Origin of the sequence: Sphingobium jiangsuense, from assembly GCF_014196495.1 — a bacterium.
Lineage (GTDB): Bacteria > Pseudomonadota > Alphaproteobacteria > Sphingomonadales > Sphingomonadaceae > Sphingobium > Sphingobium jiangsuense.
In genome coordinates this window covers 1-18,406 of sequence record NZ_JACIDT010000010.1, presented here as the reverse complement: position 1 = coordinate 18,406, position 18,406 = coordinate 1, and the positions used below count along the sequence as shown (strand labels likewise).

General features: G+C 66.2%; 10 protein-coding genes and 1 tRNA gene. 4 read left to right on the top strand and 7 right to left on the bottom strand.

Features of this window, described 5'->3' with window-relative positions; translation table 11 throughout:
* Positions 1-196 precede the first annotated feature (196 nt).
* Both GGR43_RS14055 and GGR43_RS14050 read right to left on the bottom strand, forming a co-directional pair.
* Complete coding sequence (locus GGR43_RS14055) at positions 197-3,022, bottom strand: TonB-dependent receptor (protein ID WP_425502228.1); 2,826 nt, start codon at positions 3,020-3,022, stop codon at positions 197-199.
* Between the two features lie 132 nt (positions 3,023-3,154).
* A complete protein-coding gene (locus GGR43_RS14050) occupies positions 3,155-4,555 on the bottom strand; it encodes a helix-turn-helix domain-containing protein (RefSeq protein ID WP_188072623.1) in 1,401 nt (466 codons plus the stop codon).
* 172 nt (positions 4,556-4,727) lie between these two features.
* Between GGR43_RS14050 and GGR43_RS14045 the strand changes: the two genes are divergently transcribed.
* The 3 genes from GGR43_RS14045 (at position 4,728) to GGR43_RS14035 (ending at position 8,852) form a co-directional block, all read left to right on the top strand.
* Positions 4,728-6,323: an isocitrate lyase gene (locus GGR43_RS14045; RefSeq protein ID WP_188072622.1), complete on the top strand. Its 1,596-nt coding sequence runs from the start codon at positions 4,728-4,730 to the stop codon at positions 6,321-6,323.
* A gap of 68 nt (positions 6,324-6,391) precedes the next feature.
* Positions 6,392-6,553 carry a hypothetical protein gene (locus GGR43_RS14040; protein ID WP_188072621.1) on the top strand — a complete coding sequence of 54 codons (162 nt, stop codon included), beginning with the start codon at positions 6,392-6,394 and terminating at the stop codon, positions 6,551-6,553.
* Between the two features lie 172 nt (positions 6,554-6,725).
* Positions 6,726-8,852 carry a malate synthase G gene (locus GGR43_RS14035; protein ID WP_188072620.1) on the top strand — a complete coding sequence of 709 codons (2,127 nt, stop codon included), beginning with the start codon at positions 6,726-6,728 and terminating at the stop codon, positions 8,850-8,852.
* Positions 8,853-8,960: 108 nt separating this feature from the next.
* Here GGR43_RS14035 and GGR43_RS14030 read toward each other — a convergent pair whose 3' ends face one another.
* From GGR43_RS14030 to GGR43_RS14010, 5 genes are all read right to left on the bottom strand, one after another.
* Positions 8,961-9,746, bottom strand: coding sequence for an META domain-containing protein (locus GGR43_RS14030; protein ID WP_188072619.1), 786 nt, complete (start codon positions 9,744-9,746; stop codon positions 8,961-8,963).
* A 224-nt stretch (positions 9,747-9,970) separates the two neighbouring features.
* Positions 9,971-14,509 (bottom strand): glutamate synthase large subunit, encoded by a 4,539-nt coding sequence (gene gltB, locus GGR43_RS14025; RefSeq protein WP_425502223.1) that lies wholly within the window; start codon positions 14,507-14,509, stop codon positions 9,971-9,973.
* Positions 14,506-15,303 (bottom strand): DUF2059 domain-containing protein, encoded by a 798-nt coding sequence (locus GGR43_RS23895; RefSeq protein ID WP_188072618.1) that lies wholly within the window; start codon positions 15,301-15,303, stop codon positions 14,506-14,508. The genes gltB and GGR43_RS23895 overlap by 4 nt, the downstream gene beginning before the upstream one ends.
* Positions 15,300-16,751 carry an NAD(P)-dependent oxidoreductase gene (locus GGR43_RS14015; protein ID WP_188072617.1) on the bottom strand — a complete coding sequence of 484 codons (1,452 nt, stop codon included), beginning with the start codon at positions 16,749-16,751 and terminating at the stop codon, positions 15,300-15,302. The genes GGR43_RS23895 and GGR43_RS14015 overlap by 4 nt, the downstream gene beginning before the upstream one ends.
* A 292-nt stretch (positions 16,752-17,043) precedes the next feature.
* Positions 17,044-17,961 (bottom strand): complex I NDUFA9 subunit family protein, encoded by a 918-nt coding sequence (locus GGR43_RS14010; protein WP_188072616.1) that lies wholly within the window; start codon positions 17,959-17,961, stop codon positions 17,044-17,046.
* A 210-nt stretch (positions 17,962-18,171) separates the two neighbouring features.
* Here GGR43_RS14010 and GGR43_RS14005 point away from each other — a divergent pair.
* Positions 18,172-18,258, top strand: a tRNA-Leu gene (locus tag GGR43_RS14005).
* Positions 18,259-18,406: the final 148 nt, after the last annotated feature.

Below are 18,406 nucleotides of genomic sequence, written 5' to 3'. Positions count from 1 at the left end.
CTTGAAGCCATAGGGCAAAATAGCCGGCGATCAGGGGCGAATGTCGATGATCTCAGGGTGGATCGAAATTCAGCTCAGGTAGAGCCGAGAAGCGTGCTGTTCGAGCATCGGAGCACAGCGGACTTGAGGGTCCATGAGCACCGAAGCACAGAATAGCGCGCTTCACAGGCCCGCATGGGCTGAATGTCAATCCACCCTAGAACGTCTTGCGGACCGACAGGGAGACGGTCCTCCCCATCGGGTCGAGATAGCCCTTCTGATAGGCGAGCGGCGTTGCGCCACTGTCGTCGGTGACCGTCTGCCGCCGGTTAAACAGATTGTCGATGCCGAGGCTGACGCGCATGCCCCGTGCCCATTGTTCGCGGGGCAGGCGGTTCGCCAGATTGGCGAAGAGGCGCAGGTCCATCGTCAGCAGGGACGAGAAATGCAGCGTGCCGGTGGAGGAGGACTGGTCGGCGCTCACCTTCGTCGCGCTCTGCCACACGCCGCTGAGGCGCAGGCCGATGCCGTTATCGGTGACCCCGCCGTTGAACTGCACCACGTGGCGCGGCTGGCCGCCGCCCGTGCCGCCCCCCGCACCGCCGTCCAGCAGGTCGATCGACGGGCCGCCATCCGCCAGCAGCAGGCGATCGCGCAGATACCAGTTGTGGAAGAGCGAGAATTGCAGATTGGCGCCGTTGCCGCCGGGCGTGAAGCCGCGCGGCGGACCGAAGCCGCCGGGACCGCCCGGACCGCCCGCGCCCGGACCGCCGCCCGCCATCCCGCCGGGGCGAGGCCCGAACCCGTCCGGCGGCCCCATGCCGTCGCGCCGCTCGCCGCGCGGAAAGCCGAAGCCGTCGGGCGGCGGCGGGCCGAAATCGCCGCCCTCCTGCCGGTCGCCGTTGACGACGATGTCGCGATCCTGCGCTTGCGGCGATGCGCTCTCCGCCGCCTCGCCGCGCGGGGGGCTCCGTTCCGCACCCGCTCCGGCCTCGCCGCCCTGCGCCCGCGCCCGCCATGACGCACCGCCGCCCTCGCCCGGCGCGCGCGGCGGGCGCGCGGGGCGCACCGGCTCGCGCAGCACCTTGGTGAAGGTGATGCCCCAGCGCAGCTGCTGCTGGTCCTGCCGGGCGAAATTGATCGGCCGGTTGTCGATCTGGATCAGCGTCCCGCTGCTGTTCCGCACATAGCGGTCGGGATAGGCGGCCTCGATCGCGGCGGTGATGCCGGGCAGCGACCCGACGCCGTTCTCGATCCGGCTGTCGATATAATTGGCGGTCAGCGTCAGGCGGCTGGCGGGCTTCAGCGTCACGCCCAGCTTGAGCACATGCCGGTCGTCGGCCCGCAGGTCCGCATTGCCGCCGCTGATGCGCGTGACGGCGACCGTCTCCCCGCGCACATAGTCGTAGACGCGGACATTCTCCGTCGTCACCAGCGGGCTGTTCAGCTGCGACAGGCTCGGCGCGCTCCTGTCCTCGTTGACCGAGGCGATCAGGCTGATCCAGCCGGTGGGCGACCAGTTGAGGCCATAGCCGAAGGTGCCCAGCGTCCCGAAATCCGAGACCCGCGTGGCCGATGCGTTGAGATTGGCCGTCAGCGTGCCCAGCTCGCCCAGAAAACCGGCCTTCTTGCTGGCGAGGGGAATGTCGAGGCTGGCCTGCGTGTTGAACTCCGACCGGCTCATCTCGCTGGCGCTGGTGAGCACCCCGGCGCGCGTCACCTCCGAATCGATGGCGCTCACCGATCCGCCCACGCGCAGGCTGGTCCGCACATCGCCCGCGGGCAGCTTGAACAGCTTGCCCATCGCCACCGCGCTGGCGTCGCCGGTGTCGGACCGCGACCGCGCCTTGTCCCGCAGCACGTCGCCCAGCAGCGACGGGGACAGCAGCCCATAGGGATTGACGGCCGGGTCCCCGGCGGTGATCGCCGTCTGGAGAGCGGTTATGTCATACCCCCTGTCCGTGCCGGTGCGGCTGTCGCCATGGTCGTAATTGCCCACGACCGAAAGCTGCCAGTCCTTCGGCAGCGTCGCGTTGACCGAAAGGCCGCCATGCAGCTGCGCGGTGCGGCTGTTCTGCACCAGCACCCGGTCCGACAGATAGCGGTCGATCACCTCGCCCGACGGGGATTGCGCATAGGGGCTGCCCGCCGGGACGGTCAGCTCATCCGACGCGAAGCCTTGCAGATCGCGGCTGGTGGAAAGGGACGCGCGTCCGTTCAGCACCGCCGTCACCTTGTTGCTCACCCCATGGGAATAGACGGTGTTGAGCGAATAGTCCCGCGCGCTCGGGTTCAGCATGCGATAGCGGGTTTCGGGCGGGAAGGTGCCGGTCGGGTCGGTCGCGTTGCGGTTGGCAGGCGTGATGTCCCGCTCGCTTTCGAGGATCGAGGCCTCGGTTTTGACCCGCGCGGCGATGTTGAGCCGGTCATTGTCCTGGATGCGGGTATAGGTGAAGTTCCCCCGCGCCTGCTCGCCCTGCCCCTCGGTCGCGATTTCGCCGCGCACGTCCGCGACCATCGAGCGGAAGCGGCGGCGCAGGATGATGTTCACCACCTTCTGGCTCGCGCCATAGCCATATTTCAGCGCGACTTCCTCCGGCAATATGTCGACCCGCAATATGGCCTCGGTCGGCAGGTCGCCCACCTCGTTGACGCCGGAAATGCGCTTGCCGTTCACCAATATGACCGGGCCGCCGGAGCCGCGCCCCTGCGCGCTTTGCGTCTGCTCGGCGATCTCGTCGAGAAGCTCGCTGACGGAGCTGACGCCGAAGGCCGCGATATCGGCGGGGCGCAACTGGTTTTCCGGGGGAATGTCGCCGATCACCGCCCCCGGCACGGCCCGTCCGGTGACGACGATATCCTCCTCGTCATAGGCGGCATCATCGGCCGCCGCCGCCGGCTGCTCCACGGAAGCCCCCGCCCCTGCCGCATTCCCGTCCTGCACCTGCGCCGATGCCGCGACCGGCACGGCCAGCAGCGCGCCTGCCGAAACGGAACGAAGCAGAGACAGGCGGCATTCCGCCGCGAATTCCCGGAAAAACATCACGAAACAGCAACCCTTTATTGCCGATGGCCATGCCCGATGCGGCACGGCCGATCCCACATCCGCCCTGTTGGCGATGGACGATGAATTGATGATGAACCTCGCTCGGCCGTCGCCTGTCGGTTGCGAATGTCAATCAGCCGCAAAATCGAACGGTGACAGGCCCCTTTCCCGTTCGTTGAAGCGCAGCGGGCGGCCGCGCGGCGGGGTGCTGCGCTGGGTGCAGGACGAACGGGTGCAGGCCGCGCAGCCAAGGCCGATGGGCTGCGCATCGCCCCGGTCGAGATCGAGCCCGCGCGCATAGATGAGCGAGCGCGCATAATCTGCCCTCACCCCCAGAGCGATCGCGAAGGTCGCCTGCACCTGCCGCAACCCGGCCGCCTGCCCGATGGTGGCGCGGTTGAGGGTGAACCAGCGCTCGCCATCTTCCAGTTCGACCAGCTGCGGCAGGATTTCTGACGGATTGCCGAACGCCCGGTGCAACGCCCAGAGCGGGCAGCGGCTGTCCTGCTCGACGATCGGCGCGGCGGACGCCCCCGCATAGCGCTTGGACGACTGCCCGGCGCGGTCGATGCGGATCATGAAGAAAGGCAGGCCGCGCGCGCCCACCCGTTGCAGCGTCGTCAGCCGGTGCGCGACCTGCTCATAGCTCGCGCCGAAACGGCGTTGCAGCAACAGCAGGTCATAGCCGCTCGCCTCGCAGGCGCGCAGGAAGCGGGCATAGGGCATCATCAGCGCGGCGGCGAAATAGGCGGTGAGATGACGCCGGAACAGCCGCTCGGCATGGCGGTCGGCGAAGGCCGCGCCCGCGACCAGCGCGTCGATTTCCGCTCGCGCCTCCAGGTCCGCGATCTGCCAGGCGGCATGGAAGGTGCGCGAGGCGCCCTCCAGCATTTCCGACAGCTGCAATTGCCGCGCATGCAGATCGAGCCGCCGCACATGGTCCGGCATCACGTCGGCGGGCAATATGCGAATCGCGAGTTGATGCCGCTGGCGCAGCCTTTCCCCCAGTGCGCCGTAAAGGTCGCCGCTGGCGAGGCGCAGTTCGTCGGCCAGCGCCTCGGCCTGCGCATCGAGATCGGGGAAATGGTTGCGCCAGCGCTCGATTTCCCGGCGCACCATCGCGACCGGCATCGCCTCGGCCGCGCCGCTGGCGGCAGCGTCGCCGCCCTCGATCATCCGGTCGAAGGCGCGGGTGAACGCCTCCACCCCGCCCGGCGCGGCGGCGAGCCATTCCTCCATCTCGGCGCGGTCGAGCGACAGGTCGGCGAACAGCGGATCAGCCAGCCGGCGCCGCAGCCCCTCGATGCCGCCGCCCGGCGCCTCGCCGCCGAACTGGCGCGGGTCGACGTCGAACCGCTCGGCCAGCCGCAGCATCAGCGCGGCGGAGAGCGGGCGCTGGTTCTTCTCTATGAGGTTGAGATAGCTGGGCGAGATATCCAGCGCATCGGCCAGCGCCACCTGCGTCAGCCCGCCAGACCGCCGCAGCCGCCGCACCGCATGGCCCGCCAATATCTTCCGCTCCGCCGTCATGCCCTGCCTGTAAATTAATTACAAATTCACAGAAATTGATACGGCAATGCTGACCATATTTCCAGTTTTTTTGACAAATTATATGGCGCGGCGATGCCGGGGGCCTCATCATCGAAGCGTGGTCAGGAGGAAAAGCGCCTGACAATCGTTCATCGATAATGAGGAATACGCCATGTCCTATCAGGAACAGATCAACCGCACCGGCCAGATAATCCAGAGCCATGATGGCCGCTGGGACGGGATCAACGCGGAATCGGTCGCCCGCATGCAGGTGCAGAACCGCTTCCGCACCGGCCTCGACATCGCCCGCTACACCGCGAAGATCATGCGCGGGGACATGGCCGCCTATGATGCCGACCCGGCCAACTACACCCAGTCGCTGGGCTGCTGGCACGGCTTCATCGGCCAGCAGAAGCTGATCTCCATCAAGAAGCATTTCGGATCGACCAAGGGCCGCTATCTCTACCTCTCCGGCTGGATGGTCGCGGCGCTGCGCAGCGAATTCGGCCCGCTGCCCGACCAGTCGATGCATGAAAAGACCAGCGTGCCCGCGCTGATCGAGGAACTCTACACCTTCCTCAAGCAGGCCGACGCCCGCGAGCTGGGCATGCTGTTCCGCGATCTCGACAAGGCGCGCGAAACCGGCGACAGGCTCGAGGAACAGCGCCTGCTGCATGCGATCGACAATTACGAAACCCATGTCGTTCCGATCATCGCGGATATCGACGCGGGCTTCGGCAATGCGGAAGCGACCTATCTGCTCGCGAAGAAGATGATCGAGGCGGGTGCCTGCGCGCTGCAAATCGAAAATCAGGTGTCCGACGAAAAGCAGTGCGGCCATCAGGACGGCAAGGTCACCGTGCCGCATGAGGATTTCCTCGCGAAAATCCGCGCCTGCCGCTACGCCTTCATGGAACTGGGCATCGACGACGGCATCATCGTCGCCCGCACGGACTCGCTGGGCGCGGGCCTGACCAAGCAGATCGCCTATGTCCGCGAGGCGGGCGATATCGGCGACCAGTATAACAGCTTCCTCGATTGCGACGAGGTTTCCGCCGCCGATCTCGGTCATGGCGACGTGCTGATCAGCCGCGACGGCAAGCTGATGCGCCCCAAGCGCCTGCCGAGCAACCTCTACCAGTTCCGCCCCGGAACCGGCGAGGACCGCTGCGTGCTCGACTGCATCACCTCGCTGCAAAACGGCGCGGACCTGCTGTGGATCGAGACGGAAAAGCCGCATATCGAGCAGATCGCGGGCATGGTCGACCGCATCCGCGAGGCCGTCCCCAATGCGAAGCTGGTCTACAACAACTCGCCCAGCTTCAACTGGACGCTGAATTTCCGCCAGCAGGTCTATGACCGCTGGATCGAGGAAGGCAAGGACGTGTCGGCCTATGACCGGGCGAAGCTGATGAGCGTGGATTATGACGGCACCGAACTGGCGCAGGAAGCGGATGAGCGCATCCGCACCTTCCAGCGCGACGCTTCGAAGCGGGCCGGGATCTTCCACCATCTCATCACGCTGCCGACCTATCACACCGCCGCCCTGTCGACCGACAATCTGGCGAAGGAATATTTTGGCGAAGCAGGGATGCTGGGTTATGTTCTGGGCGTCCAGCGGCAGGAAATCCGCCAGGGCATCGCCTGCGTGAAGCACCAGAACATGGCCGGTTCCGACATCGGCGACGACCATAAGGAATATTTCGCCGGCGAAGCGGCCCTCAAGGCGGGCGGCAAGGACAACACGATGAACCAGTTCGCCGCCTGAGCATTTCGATCACCAGGGGACGGGTCTTCCCTTTCGACCCGTCCCCGCCCGGAAGAAAGGAGCAGCATATGACGACGACCACCGAACCCACCCGGTCCCGCGCGGTCTTTTCGACCGAGGACTTCGAACTGATGAAGGAAGCGGTCGGGGAATATATCAAGAAGATCCAGGACGAACCGCGTTCCTCCAAATTCGTGAACCTGTACCACCGTCTCGGCCGCCTCGGCTGACGGACGGACGACAAGGGCTTTCCTGGGGAGGAAAGAGTCGACCCGTCGGGGCTGCGCACGCCAGCCGCGGCGGGTCGACTTCCGCCATCCCTTCCCGGATGAAGGGGCCCGGATGAAGGGGCCTGGATGAAGGGACGGCGGCCTTGCGCCCCTGATTGCAATGGAGAAGAACATGACCACCATGGTTGAGCGCGCCGGTCTTCGGATCGCGGAGGATCTGGCCCGCTTCATCGAGGAGCGGGCGCTGCCCGGCACGGGCATCGACGCCTCGGCCTTCTGGTCCGGCACGGCGGGGATATTGGCGCGCTTCGTGCCGGAGAATGCGGCGCTGCTGGCAAAGCGCGACGATTTGCAGGCGCGGATCGACGGCTGGCACCGCGGGCGCGCGGGCAAGCCGGTCGATCAGGCCGACTATCAGGCGTTCCTGCGCGATATCGGCTATCTCGTGCCCGAACCCGCGCCGTTCGAGGTGACGACCGCAAACATCGACGCGGAGCTGGCGACCATGGCCGGGCCGCAGCTCGTCGTGCCGATCCTCAACGCCCGCTTCCTCCTCAACGCCGCCAATGCGCGCTGGGGCAGCCTCTATGATGCGCTCTACGGCACCGATGCGATCCCCGGCGCGCCCGCGGGCAGGGGCTATGACGCGGCGCGGGGCGCGCAGGTCATCGCCTGGGGCCGCGACTTTCTCGACAAGGCCGTTCCGCTCCGTGCAGGGAGCTGGAGCGACTGGCCGGGCGGCGAGCCCGATCTCGCCGATCCCGGCCAGTTCGTCGGCCGCGCGGGCGACACTCTCCTGCTCCGCCACAACGGCCTCCACATCGAACTGGTGATCGACCGCGCCCATCCGATCGGCGCCACCGACAAGGCTGGCCTTGCCGATATCGTGCTGGAGGCTGCGCTCACCACCATCTGCGACCTGGAGGACAGCGTCGCGGCGGTCGATGCGGCGGACAAGGTGCTGGCCTATGCCAACTGGCTCGGCCTGATGAAGGGCGACCTTGAGGACACGTTCGAGAAGAACGGCGCGATGATGACCCGCCGCCTCAACGGCGACCGCAGCTACACCGCGCCCGACGGCACCACCTTCATCCTGCCCGGCCGCTCGCTGCTGTTCGTGCGCAATGTCGGCCATCTGATGACGACGCCCGCTATCCTGCTGCCCGATGGCGGCGAGGCGCCCGAAGGCATCATCGACGGCATCGTCACCAGCCTGATCGCGATGCACGACCTCAAGCGCAACGGCGCCTTCGTCAACAGCCGCACCGGCAGCGTCTATATCGTCAAGCCCAAGATGCACGGGCCGGAGGAATGCGCGTTCACCGACCGGCTGTTCGACGCGATCGAGGACCTGCTCGGCCTCGCCCGCCACACGCTCAAAGTGGGCGTGATGGACGAGGAACGCCGCACCTCGGCCAATCTCGCCGCCTGCATCGCGGCGGTGAGGCACCGCATCATGTTCATCAACACCGGCTTCCTCGACCGCACCGGCGACGAGATGCACACCTCGATGCAGGCCGGGCCGATGATCCGCAAGGGCGACATGAAGGCGTCCGACTGGATCGCCGCCTATGAGGATCGCAATGTGCAGATCGGCCTCGCCTGCGGCCTTTCCGGCAAGGCGCAGATCGGCAAGGGCATGTGGGCCGCGCCCGACCGCATGGCCGACATGCTCGACCAGAAGATCGGTCATCCCAGGACCGGCGCGAACACCGCATGGGTGCCTTCGCCGACGGCGGCGACGCTGCACGCGACCCATTATCATCTGGTCGACGTGTTCGCCCGGCAGGAAGAGCGCCGCGCCGAGGGCGTCGCCTCGCTCGACCGGCTGCTGACCCTTCCCGTAGCGCAAGGCGTCAACTGGTCGGCGGAGGATATCCGCGCCGAGCTGGACAACAACGCGCAGGGCATATTGGGCTATGTGGTGCGCTGGATCGATCAGGGCATCGGCTGTTCCAAGGTGCCGGACATCAACGACATCGGCCTGATGGAGGACCGCGCGACGCTGCGCATCAGTTCGCAGCATATGGCGAACTGGCTGCTGCACGGCGTGGTGAGCGCGCAGGATATCGACGCCGCCTTCGCGCGCATGGCCGCGAAGGTCGACGCGCAGAATGCGGGCGATCCACTCTACCGTCCGATGGCGGGACATGAGGCGACCAGCCTCGCCTGGCAGGCGGCGCGCGACCTGGTGTTCAAGGGCGTCGAGCAGCCCAATGGCTATACCGAGCCGCTGCTCCACGCCTGGCGCGCGAAGCTGAAAGCGCAGGACGCGGAGCGCGAGGCCGAACCGGCCTGACCCGCGCGGGCCTGACGATATCAAAAAGGCGCCGGGAGCAATTCCGGCGCCTTTTCACTGCGTCATATGGCCGTTTTCGGCCATGGGGCGAAGGTCAGCCCGCCCAATTTATTGCAGATAGACCGCCTCGAACCGGGCGAGCGGCGCCATGCGTCCGCGGTTGAGGGTCATGCTGTCGCCGTTCAGCGAATAATTGTCCGCCTGCCGCAAGACATCGTGAAAGCCCTGCTCCACGTCCATGCCCTTGTCGCACGCCATCATGGTCGAGGCCATCTGCCCGAACCGGATGCGGGAGGTCTTTTCATCCAGCGTATAGCTTCCGCCGAAGCCGTTGCATCCGGCATAGCCGCTGATGCGATTGTCCTGCGCGCTCAGGATGAAATGCGGCTCGCGGTCCAGCGCGGGCACCGGCTTGCCGTGCAGTTCCACCAGCTTCCAATATTTTTCCGTGATGCTTTCGTCCATCTTCACCAGCACATAATGATCGGCCAGCGCGCCCGTGATCCGGCTGCCGTCCTGCGCCAGCCGGATCAGCCGGTTTTCCCCGACCAGATAGCGGGCGGGCTGATCGCCGGACAGCAGGATGCTGCCTCCCCGGTCGTCCCATGTAAAGCGGCCCTGCGTCGAGAAACTGTTTCCGTCACCCTTGCCGAGATAGCGGGAGCGGGTGGAATAGGCGCCGTCCCCGCCCAGCGTGACGATGGTTTCGATCCCTTCGCAATCCGCGCAAGGCAGCACGCCCTTGTAGGTGCCCGCCCAGTCGAGCGCATTGCGCGAACTATGAGCCGGATCCGGGGCGGCGTCGGCCCCGCCCGCCTGCGTGGCAACGGGAGCACACCCTCCGCCCGCCAGCAGAAGCGGCAATGCGGCCATCGCCAGACGTCCGATTTTCATGAAGCCATCCCTTCCCTTCAGAGTGATTTCGAGGCAGGTGGAATCACCTGCCGGCTCGGAAATCACGGCAAACAAAGAAATATTCTGGCTCGTTCCGGTTCAATCCAGACCAGGAACGAGTCCAGGTCGCGGTGCCGCCGCATCATAGCCCTTTCCGCCCAAACGGAAAGAGGCGGGAAGAGCATCGCCCTCCCCGCCTCCTTATCTCCCGGAAGAAGCGCCGCTTACTCCGCCGCTTCCACCGCCGTGCGATCGCTCAGCGGGTGCGCGAGGCGGGCGACCATTTCCTTCGGGCAGACCTGCCAGAAATGATCGCGCCAGCGCGACCAGTCCTCCAGAATGCTGGCCGACCATTTGCTGCCCGTCGCATCGACATGCTGCTGGATCATGTCCCGCAGCACGGCTTCCCAATGGGCGCTGTCCAGCCGCTGCCAGACGATGCTCTCGTCATTGGCCTTGCGGGCGAAGCTGTTGTCGATGTCCAGCACGAAGGCCATGCCGCCGGTCATGCCCGCGCCGAAATTGGCGCCGACCTCGCCCAATATCACCGCCATGCCGCCGGTCATATATTCGCAGCCATTGGCGCCGCAGCCTTCGACCACCACCTGCGCGCCCGAATTGCGGACCGCGAAGCGCTCGCCCGCCTGCCCCGCCGCGAACAGCTTGCCCGCCGTCGCGCCATAGAGCACGGTGTTGCCGATGATCGTGTTGTGCTGGCTTTCCAGCGGGCTGGACACCATCGGGCGCACCGCGATGATGCCGCCCGAAAGCCCCTTGCCGACATAGTCGTTGGCGTCGCCGAACACCTCCAGCGTCACGCCCTTGCACAGGAACGCGCCCAAGGATTGCCCCGCCGACCCGCGCAGGCGGATATGCACATGGCCGTCCTGCAAGGTCGACATGCCGAACTTCTCGGTGATGCGAGCCGAGAAGCGCGTGCCGACCGCGCGATGCGTGTTGCGCACCGTATAGGTCAGCTGCATCTTCTCGCCCCGGTCGAACACCGCCTTGGCGTCGGCGATGATCTGCGCGTCGAGGCTGTCGGGCACGGTGTTGCGATGGGTCGGGATGTTGAACCGGCGCAGTTCGTCCGGCGCATCCACCTTGGCGAGGATCGGGTTGAGATCGAGGTCGTCCAGATGCTCCGCGCCGCGGTTGACCTGCCGCAGCAGCTCCGTGCGCCCAACAATCTCGTCGAGGCTGCGCACGCCCAGCCGCGCCAGTATCTCGCGCACTTCCTCGGCGATGAAGGTCATCAGGTTGATGACCTTCTCCGGCGTGCCGGTAAACTTGGCGCGCAGCCGCTCGTCCTGCACGCACACGCCCACCGGGCAGGTGTTGCTGTGGCACTGGCGCACCATGATGCAGCCCATGGCGACGAGGCTCAGCGTGCCGATGCCGAATTCCTCCGCGCCCAGGATCGCCGCGATCACCACGTCGCGCCCGGTCTTGAGGCCGCCGTCGGTGCGCAGCTTCACGCGGTGGCGCAGGCCGTTCAACGTCAGCACCTGATTGGCTTCGGACAGGCCCATTTCCCACGGCAGGCCGGCGAACTTGATGCTGGTCTGCGGGGACGCGCCGGTGCCGCCGACATTGCCGGAAACGAGGATGACGTCGGCATGGGCCTTGGCGACGCCCGCCGCCACGGTGCCGATGCCCGACTGGCTGACCAGCTTCACGCAGACCCGCGCGCGCGGATTGATCTGCTTGAGGTCGTAGATGAGCTGCGCCAGATCCTCGATCGAGTAGATGTCATGGTGCGGCGGCGGCGAGATCAGCGTCACGCCGGGCGTCGAGTGGCGCAGGCGGGCGATGAACTCGGTCACCTTGAAGCCGGGCAGCTGGCCGCCCTCGCCGGGCTTGGCGCCCTGCGCGACCTTGATTTCTATCTCCTCGCAGGCGCCCAGATATTCGGCGGTGACGCCGAAGCGGCCGGACGCGATCTGCTTGATGTTGGAGTTGGCGTTGTCGCCATTCTCATAGGGGGTGTAGCGCTTCTTGTCCTCGCCGCCCTCGCCCGACACGGCCTTGGCGCCGATGCGGTTCATCGCGATCGCCAGCGTCTCGTGCGCCTCGGGCGACAGCGCGCCCAGCGACATTCCCGGCGTCACGAAGCGCTTGCGGATTTCCGTGATCGCCTCGACCTCATCGATGGCGACCGGCTCGTTCGCATAGTTGAACTCCAGCAGATCGCGCAGATAGACCGGGTGCAGATCCCGCACGCCGCGCGAGAATTGCAGATAGGTCGAATAGCTGTCGGTCGCCACCGCGGTCTGGAGCAGGTGCATCAGCTGCGCCGAATAGGCATGCTCCTCCCCGCCGTTGCGCTGGCGGTAGAAGCCGCCGATCGGCAGGCGCGCGACCGCGCTGTCATAGGCCGCCTCATGCTTCAGCCGCGCGCTGTAGTGCAGCGACGCATAGCCCTCGCCCGAAATCTTCGACGGCATGCCGGGGAACAGGTCGTTCACCAGCGCGCGGGAAAGGCCCACCGCCTCGAAATTATAGCCGCCGCGATAGCTGCTGATGACCGCGATGCCCATCTTGGACATGATCTTCAGCAGCCCTTCGTTGATCGCGATGCGATAACGCTCGACGCAGCTGTCGAGGTCGAAATCGCCGAACAGGCCGCGCGCATGGCGGTCCGCGATCGAGGCTTCGGCCAGATAGGCGTTCACCGTCGTCGCGCCGACGCCGATCAGCACCGCGAAATAATGGGTGTCGAGGCATTCGGCCGAGCGCACGTTGATCGACGCATAGGAGCGCAGCCCCTTGCGGACGAGATGCGTGTGCACCGCCGCCGCCGCCAGCACCATCGCGATGCCGATGCGGTCCTCACCGATCGCCTCGTCGGTCAGGAACACCTCGCTCTGCCCGGCGCGGACCGCCTGTTCCGCCTCGTTGCGGATGCGGGCGATCGCGGCGCGCAGCCCTTCCTGCCCGCTGTCGGCCGGATAGGTGCAGTCGATCTCCGCCACGGTCTTGCCGAAATAGCTCTTCAGCCGCGCCCAGTCGCGCGAGGTCAGCACCGGCGAATCCAGCACCAGCACATGCTCGTTCTGCGACCCTTCCTCCAGGATGTTGGCGAGGTTGGAGAAGCGCGTCTTGAGGCTCATCACATGCCGCTCGCGCAAGCTGTCGATCGGCGGGTTGGTGACCTGGCTGAAATTCTGGCGGAAGAAATGGCTGATCGTGCGCGGCTTGTCAGAAATGACGGCCAGCGGCGTGTCGTCGCCCATGGAACCGACCGCCTCCTTCGCATCCTCGACCATCGGCGAGAGGATCAGTTCCATGTCCTCCAGCGTCATATTGGCCGCGATCTGCCTGCGGGTCAGTTCCGCGCGATCGTAAACGAGGCGCTCATCCTCCGGCGCGGCGGGCAGCGAGTCCATCGTGCGGAAGCCGCCGACCAGTTCGCCATAGGGGCGCTCGGCCGCGATCCTGTCCTTGATCTCGCGGTCGTTGTAGATGACGCCTTCGTTGAGGTCGACCGCGAGCATCTGGCCCGGACCCATGCGGCCCTTGCGCAGCACCGTCGATTCCGGCACCACGACCATGCCCGTCTCGGAGCCGACGATCAGCAGGTTGTCGGTCGTCTGGGTGTAGCGCAGCGGGCGCAGCGCGTTGCGGTCCACGCCCGCGACAACCCAGCGGCCATCCGTCATCGCCAGCGCGGCGGGGCCGTCCCACGGCTCCATCACCGAGGCGAGATAATTATACATGTCGAGATGCGCCTGCGGCGTGCTGCCGTCGCCCTGCCACGCTTCGGGCACCAGCATCAGCTTGGCGGTGGGCGCATCGCGGCCCGCGCGGCAGATCGCCTCGAACACCGCGTCGAGCGCGGCGGTATCGGACGCGCCCGCCGGGATCACCGGCTTGATGTCCTCCGACCGTTCGCCGAAGGCGAGGCTGGCCATCTTGATCTCGTGGCTCTTCATCCAGTTCTTGTTGCCGCGAATGGTGTTGATCTCGCCATTGTGCGCGAGCGTACGGAACGGCTGGGCCAGCCACCATTGCGGGAAGGTGTTGGTCGAATAGCGCTGGTGGAAGATCGCGACGCGGCTCTCGAATCGCTCGTCCTGAAGATCCGGATAAAAGACCGACAGCGATTCCGCGAGGAACAGCCCCTTGTAGATGATCGAGCGGCAGCTGAGCGAGCAGACGTAGAAATCGTTGATCTGCGCGGCGACCACCTTCTTTTCGATGCGGCGGCGGATCAGGTAGAGTTCCTTTTCGAACTCCGCCATGTCCATTTCTTCCGGCATCGGCCCGGCGATCATGATCTGCTCGATTTCCGGGCGGGTGGCCTGCGCCTTGGTGCCGATCACCGACACGTCGACGGGCACCTGGCGCCAGCCGTAGATGGTGTAGCCCGCCTCGATGATCTCGCTCTCGACGATGGTGCGGCAGGTTTCCTGCGCGCTGAGGTCGGTGCGCGGCAGGAACACCATGCCGACCGCGAGTCGGTTGGGCAGCGGCTTGTGGCCGGAGGCGGCGATCGCGTCGTCGAAGAAGCGCACCGGCAGGTCGACATGGATGCCCGCGCCGTCGCCGGTCTTGCCGTCCGCGTCGACCGCGCCGCGATGCCACACCGCCTTCAGCGCGTCGATCGCCGACACCACGACCCGCCGCGAGGGCTTGCCGTCGATCGCCGCGACGAGGCCGACGCCGCACGCATCGGATTCCAGATCGGGGCGGTACATGCCCTCGCGGGCGATCCGATCCCGTTCCTCGGGGCTGGCCATGAAGCTCATCTGCCCGGTCATTGCTCGGTCCCTTCTTCGCTGTTCTCTTCACCAGGCCAGGCCGGAGCGGGCCTGTCCTTCAGATCGTCCTCGCTGACACCCAATATCGTGGCCAGCCGCTTGCGCTCCGCCTTCGACAGGTCGGAAAGCCTGCGCGGCGGCGGCAGCGATGCCGTCGCCTGCTGCGCGCGCTGCGCCAGTTCCGGCATCTGCTTCATCATCTCCGGCATCAGCGCCTGCATCTCGCCCAATATCTCCGGGTCCATGAAGATGCTCATCGAATGGGCGGCATATTTCCCGCCTGCGGGCGTCGCGAAAAACGCGCCCAGCTCCGCCAGCTCGCCGGAGGTGAACTTGCGGGCATAGGCCCGGATCAGCGCCTCGCGCACGCGCGGCTCGAACCCGTCCATCAGGTCGGTCATGCCCGCCATCATCGCGTCCATGCCGCGCTTCGTCCGCTCCCGATAATGGGGGTCGACGATCGCGGACACTTCCTCCATCGAGGCGGCATCCATCCCGGCCAGCTTTTCGGCGGACACCCCGCCGATGCGGGCGAGATCGGCGACCGGCATCTTCATGAAGCCGTCCATCATGCCGTCCATCACCCGCGACAGGCTCTCGCCCATCATGCGCCGATAGGTGCCGACAGGAAACAGCTTTTCGACCACCGGCCGCGCCGCATCGATCTGCGCGGGCGCGATCGGAGCGGCGGAGGCGTCGGCCGCCACCTTGCCTTCAACAGCAAGGGCCGCCGGAGCCGCACAGGCCAGCAGCGACGCGCCGACAAGCGCGCAAAGACGCACGGCCCTGCTCACGCCGCTTCCTTCTCTTTCACGCCCGCCGCAGCCTTCGCCTTCAGATAGCGGTGCATATGCTCGGTCACGTCGCGGCCATCGCGAATGCCCCACACCACCAGCGAGGCGCCGCGCACGATGTCGCCGGCGGCGAACACGCCGTCGAGCGAGGTCATCATCGTCTTGTGATCGACGCGCACCGTGCCCCAGCGGGTGACGGACAAATCCTCCGCGCCGAACAGCCTGGGCAGGTCCTCCGGCTCGAAGCCCAGCGCCTGCACGACCAGATCGGCGGGCAGCGTGAATTCGCTGCCCGGATCGGGTTCGGGCGAGCGGCGGCCCGACGCATCGGGCTGGCCCAGACGCATGCGGATCGCCTTGACGCCGCTGACCTGCTCCGTCCCCTCGAACGCGACCGGGGCGGAAAGCCAGACGAACTCGACGCCTTCCTCCTCGGCATTCTGCACCTCGCGCTGGGAGCCGGGCATATTCTCCCGGTCGCGGCGATAGAGGCACTTCACCGACTTGGCGCCCTGGCGGATGGCCGTGCGCACGCAATCCATTGCGGTGTCGCCGCCGCCGATGACGACGACATGCTTGTCCTTCGCCAGCAGGCTGCCGTCGCGATGCTCAGGCACATCGTCGCCGAAGCTCGCGCGGTTGGAGGCAGTCAGATAATCGAGCGCCTTGACCACGCCCGGCGCGCCGACGCCCGGCGCCTTGATGTCGCGCGCCTTGTAGACACCGGTCGCGATCAGCACCGCGCCATGCTTGCGCCGCAGGTCCTCCAGCGTCGCGTCGCGACCGACCTCGAAATTCTGGTGAAAGACGATGCTGCCTTCCTTCAGGCGATCGATGCGGCGCATCACCACGTCCTTTTCCAGCTTGAAGCCGGGGATGCCGTAGGTCAGCAGCCCGCCGGGCCGGTCGTGCCGGTCATAGACGTGCACCTCATGCCCGGCGACGCGCAGATATTCCGCCGCCGTCAGGCCCGCCGGGCCCGCGCCGATCACCGCGACCGACTGGCCGCTGGGCTTGCCGGGCACGATCGGCTCGACCCAGCCTTCCTTCCAGGCGGTGTCGGTGATGAACTTTTCCACGCTGCCGATGGTGACGGCGCCGTGGCCGGAGAACTCGATCACGCAATTGCCCTCGCACAGCCGGTCCTGCGGGCAGATGCGGCCGCAGATTTCCGGCATGGTGGAGGTGGCGTTCGACAGCTCATAGGCCTCGCGCAGGCGGCCTTCGGCGGTCAGGCGCAGCCAGTCCGGGATGTGATTGTGCAGCGGGCAATGGGTCGAGCAATAGGGCACGCCGCATTGCGAGCACCGCGAAGCCTGCTCCTCCGCCTTGTCGATCACGAAGCTGCGGCTGATCTCGCCAAAATCGTGGGCGCGATCCTGCGCCGCGCGCTTGTCGGGATAATCCTGCCGCGTGCCGACAAATTTCAGCATGGGGTTATCGCCCATAGTCGTTGCTCCTGCGCCAATCAAATTGTGGGGCTCGCCCCGCCCATAAGGGATCGGAGCGACGGAGTCACGCGGATTCTGCAATTAAGGTAAGAGATATTGTCTTATTTTTACGCTTTTTCTTTTTGAGAATCGATCTCAATAGATTTCCAGCAAGAATATAGGTCCGATACTGTACTATAAGCCTGCCGAACTCGCCTCCTCCGGGAAAAAGAAAACGGCGACCGCGGAAAATCGCGATCGCCGTTCGAACGGTATAGAAGCTGGTAGAACCGGCACCCGCCGCCGGGCTTCAGGCCCTTGCGCGGCGGGAAAAGCGCCCATGCTTGCGATAGGTCACCAGCCAGCTGTCCGCGACCGCCCCCATCGGCGTGGGCGCGATGCCCAGATCGGCCAGCCCCGCCGCATCCGGGCCGACGACGGTGTCGCGCGCCAGCATCTTCCACTGGTCGCGCGTGATCGGCGAACAGGGGATGAGGGAAAGCAGCGATCCCGCAACATCGGGCATCGGCAGCAGCGCGCGGCCATGCCCGCTATGCTCGGCGATGAAGCGGTTGATCTCCAGCATGCTCATCAACTGCGGTCCGCCCAGCTCGAAAGTGCGCCCGGCATGGACCTTGCCGTTCGCGACCGCCTCGGCAATGGCGCGGGCGACATCGACGACATAGACGGGCTGGAATTTCGTTTCCGGCGCCAGCACGGGCAGCACCGGCATCAGCCGGGCCATGCCGGCGAAGCGGTTGGTGAACTGGTCCTCACGCCCGAAGATGATCGACGGGCAGATGATGATCGCATTCGGACAGGCGGCGCGGACGGCCTGCTCCCCCTGTCCCTTGGACCGGCCATAAGCCGAATCGCTGGCGGGGTCGGCACCGATGGCGGAGATATGGACGAAGGTTTCGATCCCCGCATCGGCGACGGCCTGGGCGACATTGGCCGCGCCTTGATGGTTGATCGCGTCGAGCTTGCCGTCCAGCACCGCGACCAGATTGACCACGGCATCGGCGCCCGCGACGGCGCGCGCCACGCTGGCGGCATCGGTGACGTCGGCGCGGACGAGCTGCGTCTGGCCGAGGCCGCCCAGCGGCTTCACCCGCATCGCATCGCCCGGATTGCGCCCCGCGACACGGACGCGCATCCCCCTGGCCAGCAATTCCTGCGCGACATAGCGCCCCACGAAGCCGCCGCCACCGAATATCGTCACCAACATGATGCTCTTCCCGTTCTTCAACTGGACTCTATCGACGCGCCGGACGCGCCTTCGGCCTCCCCATGCACCAGAGCGCCGGAGGAGACAATGCCCGTTTTTCCCGGCCGTTTTTCCGCACCCGTTTTCCGGCCTGGGCGCGAATTTCATTTTTTTCATTTTTGTGCGTTGACAGCCCCCGACCCGGCAGCTAGATGCCGCGGCCTACCCCGTGCCCAGATGGCGGAATTGGTAGACGCACCAGCTTCAGGTGCTGGCGATCGCAAGGTCGTGGAGGTTCGAGTCCTCTTCTGGGCACCAGCACTTCTCAAGTGCTTGAAATCTCTCGGGGATCGTCCGAAAAACGGTCCCCAGAGAGCATCTGCTACCCCAAACTGCTACGGGAAAATGGCCCAACATCAGGCCGAAAATCCCGCAAAAGCGTGCCTGTTGAGGGCCGGATTTGCTA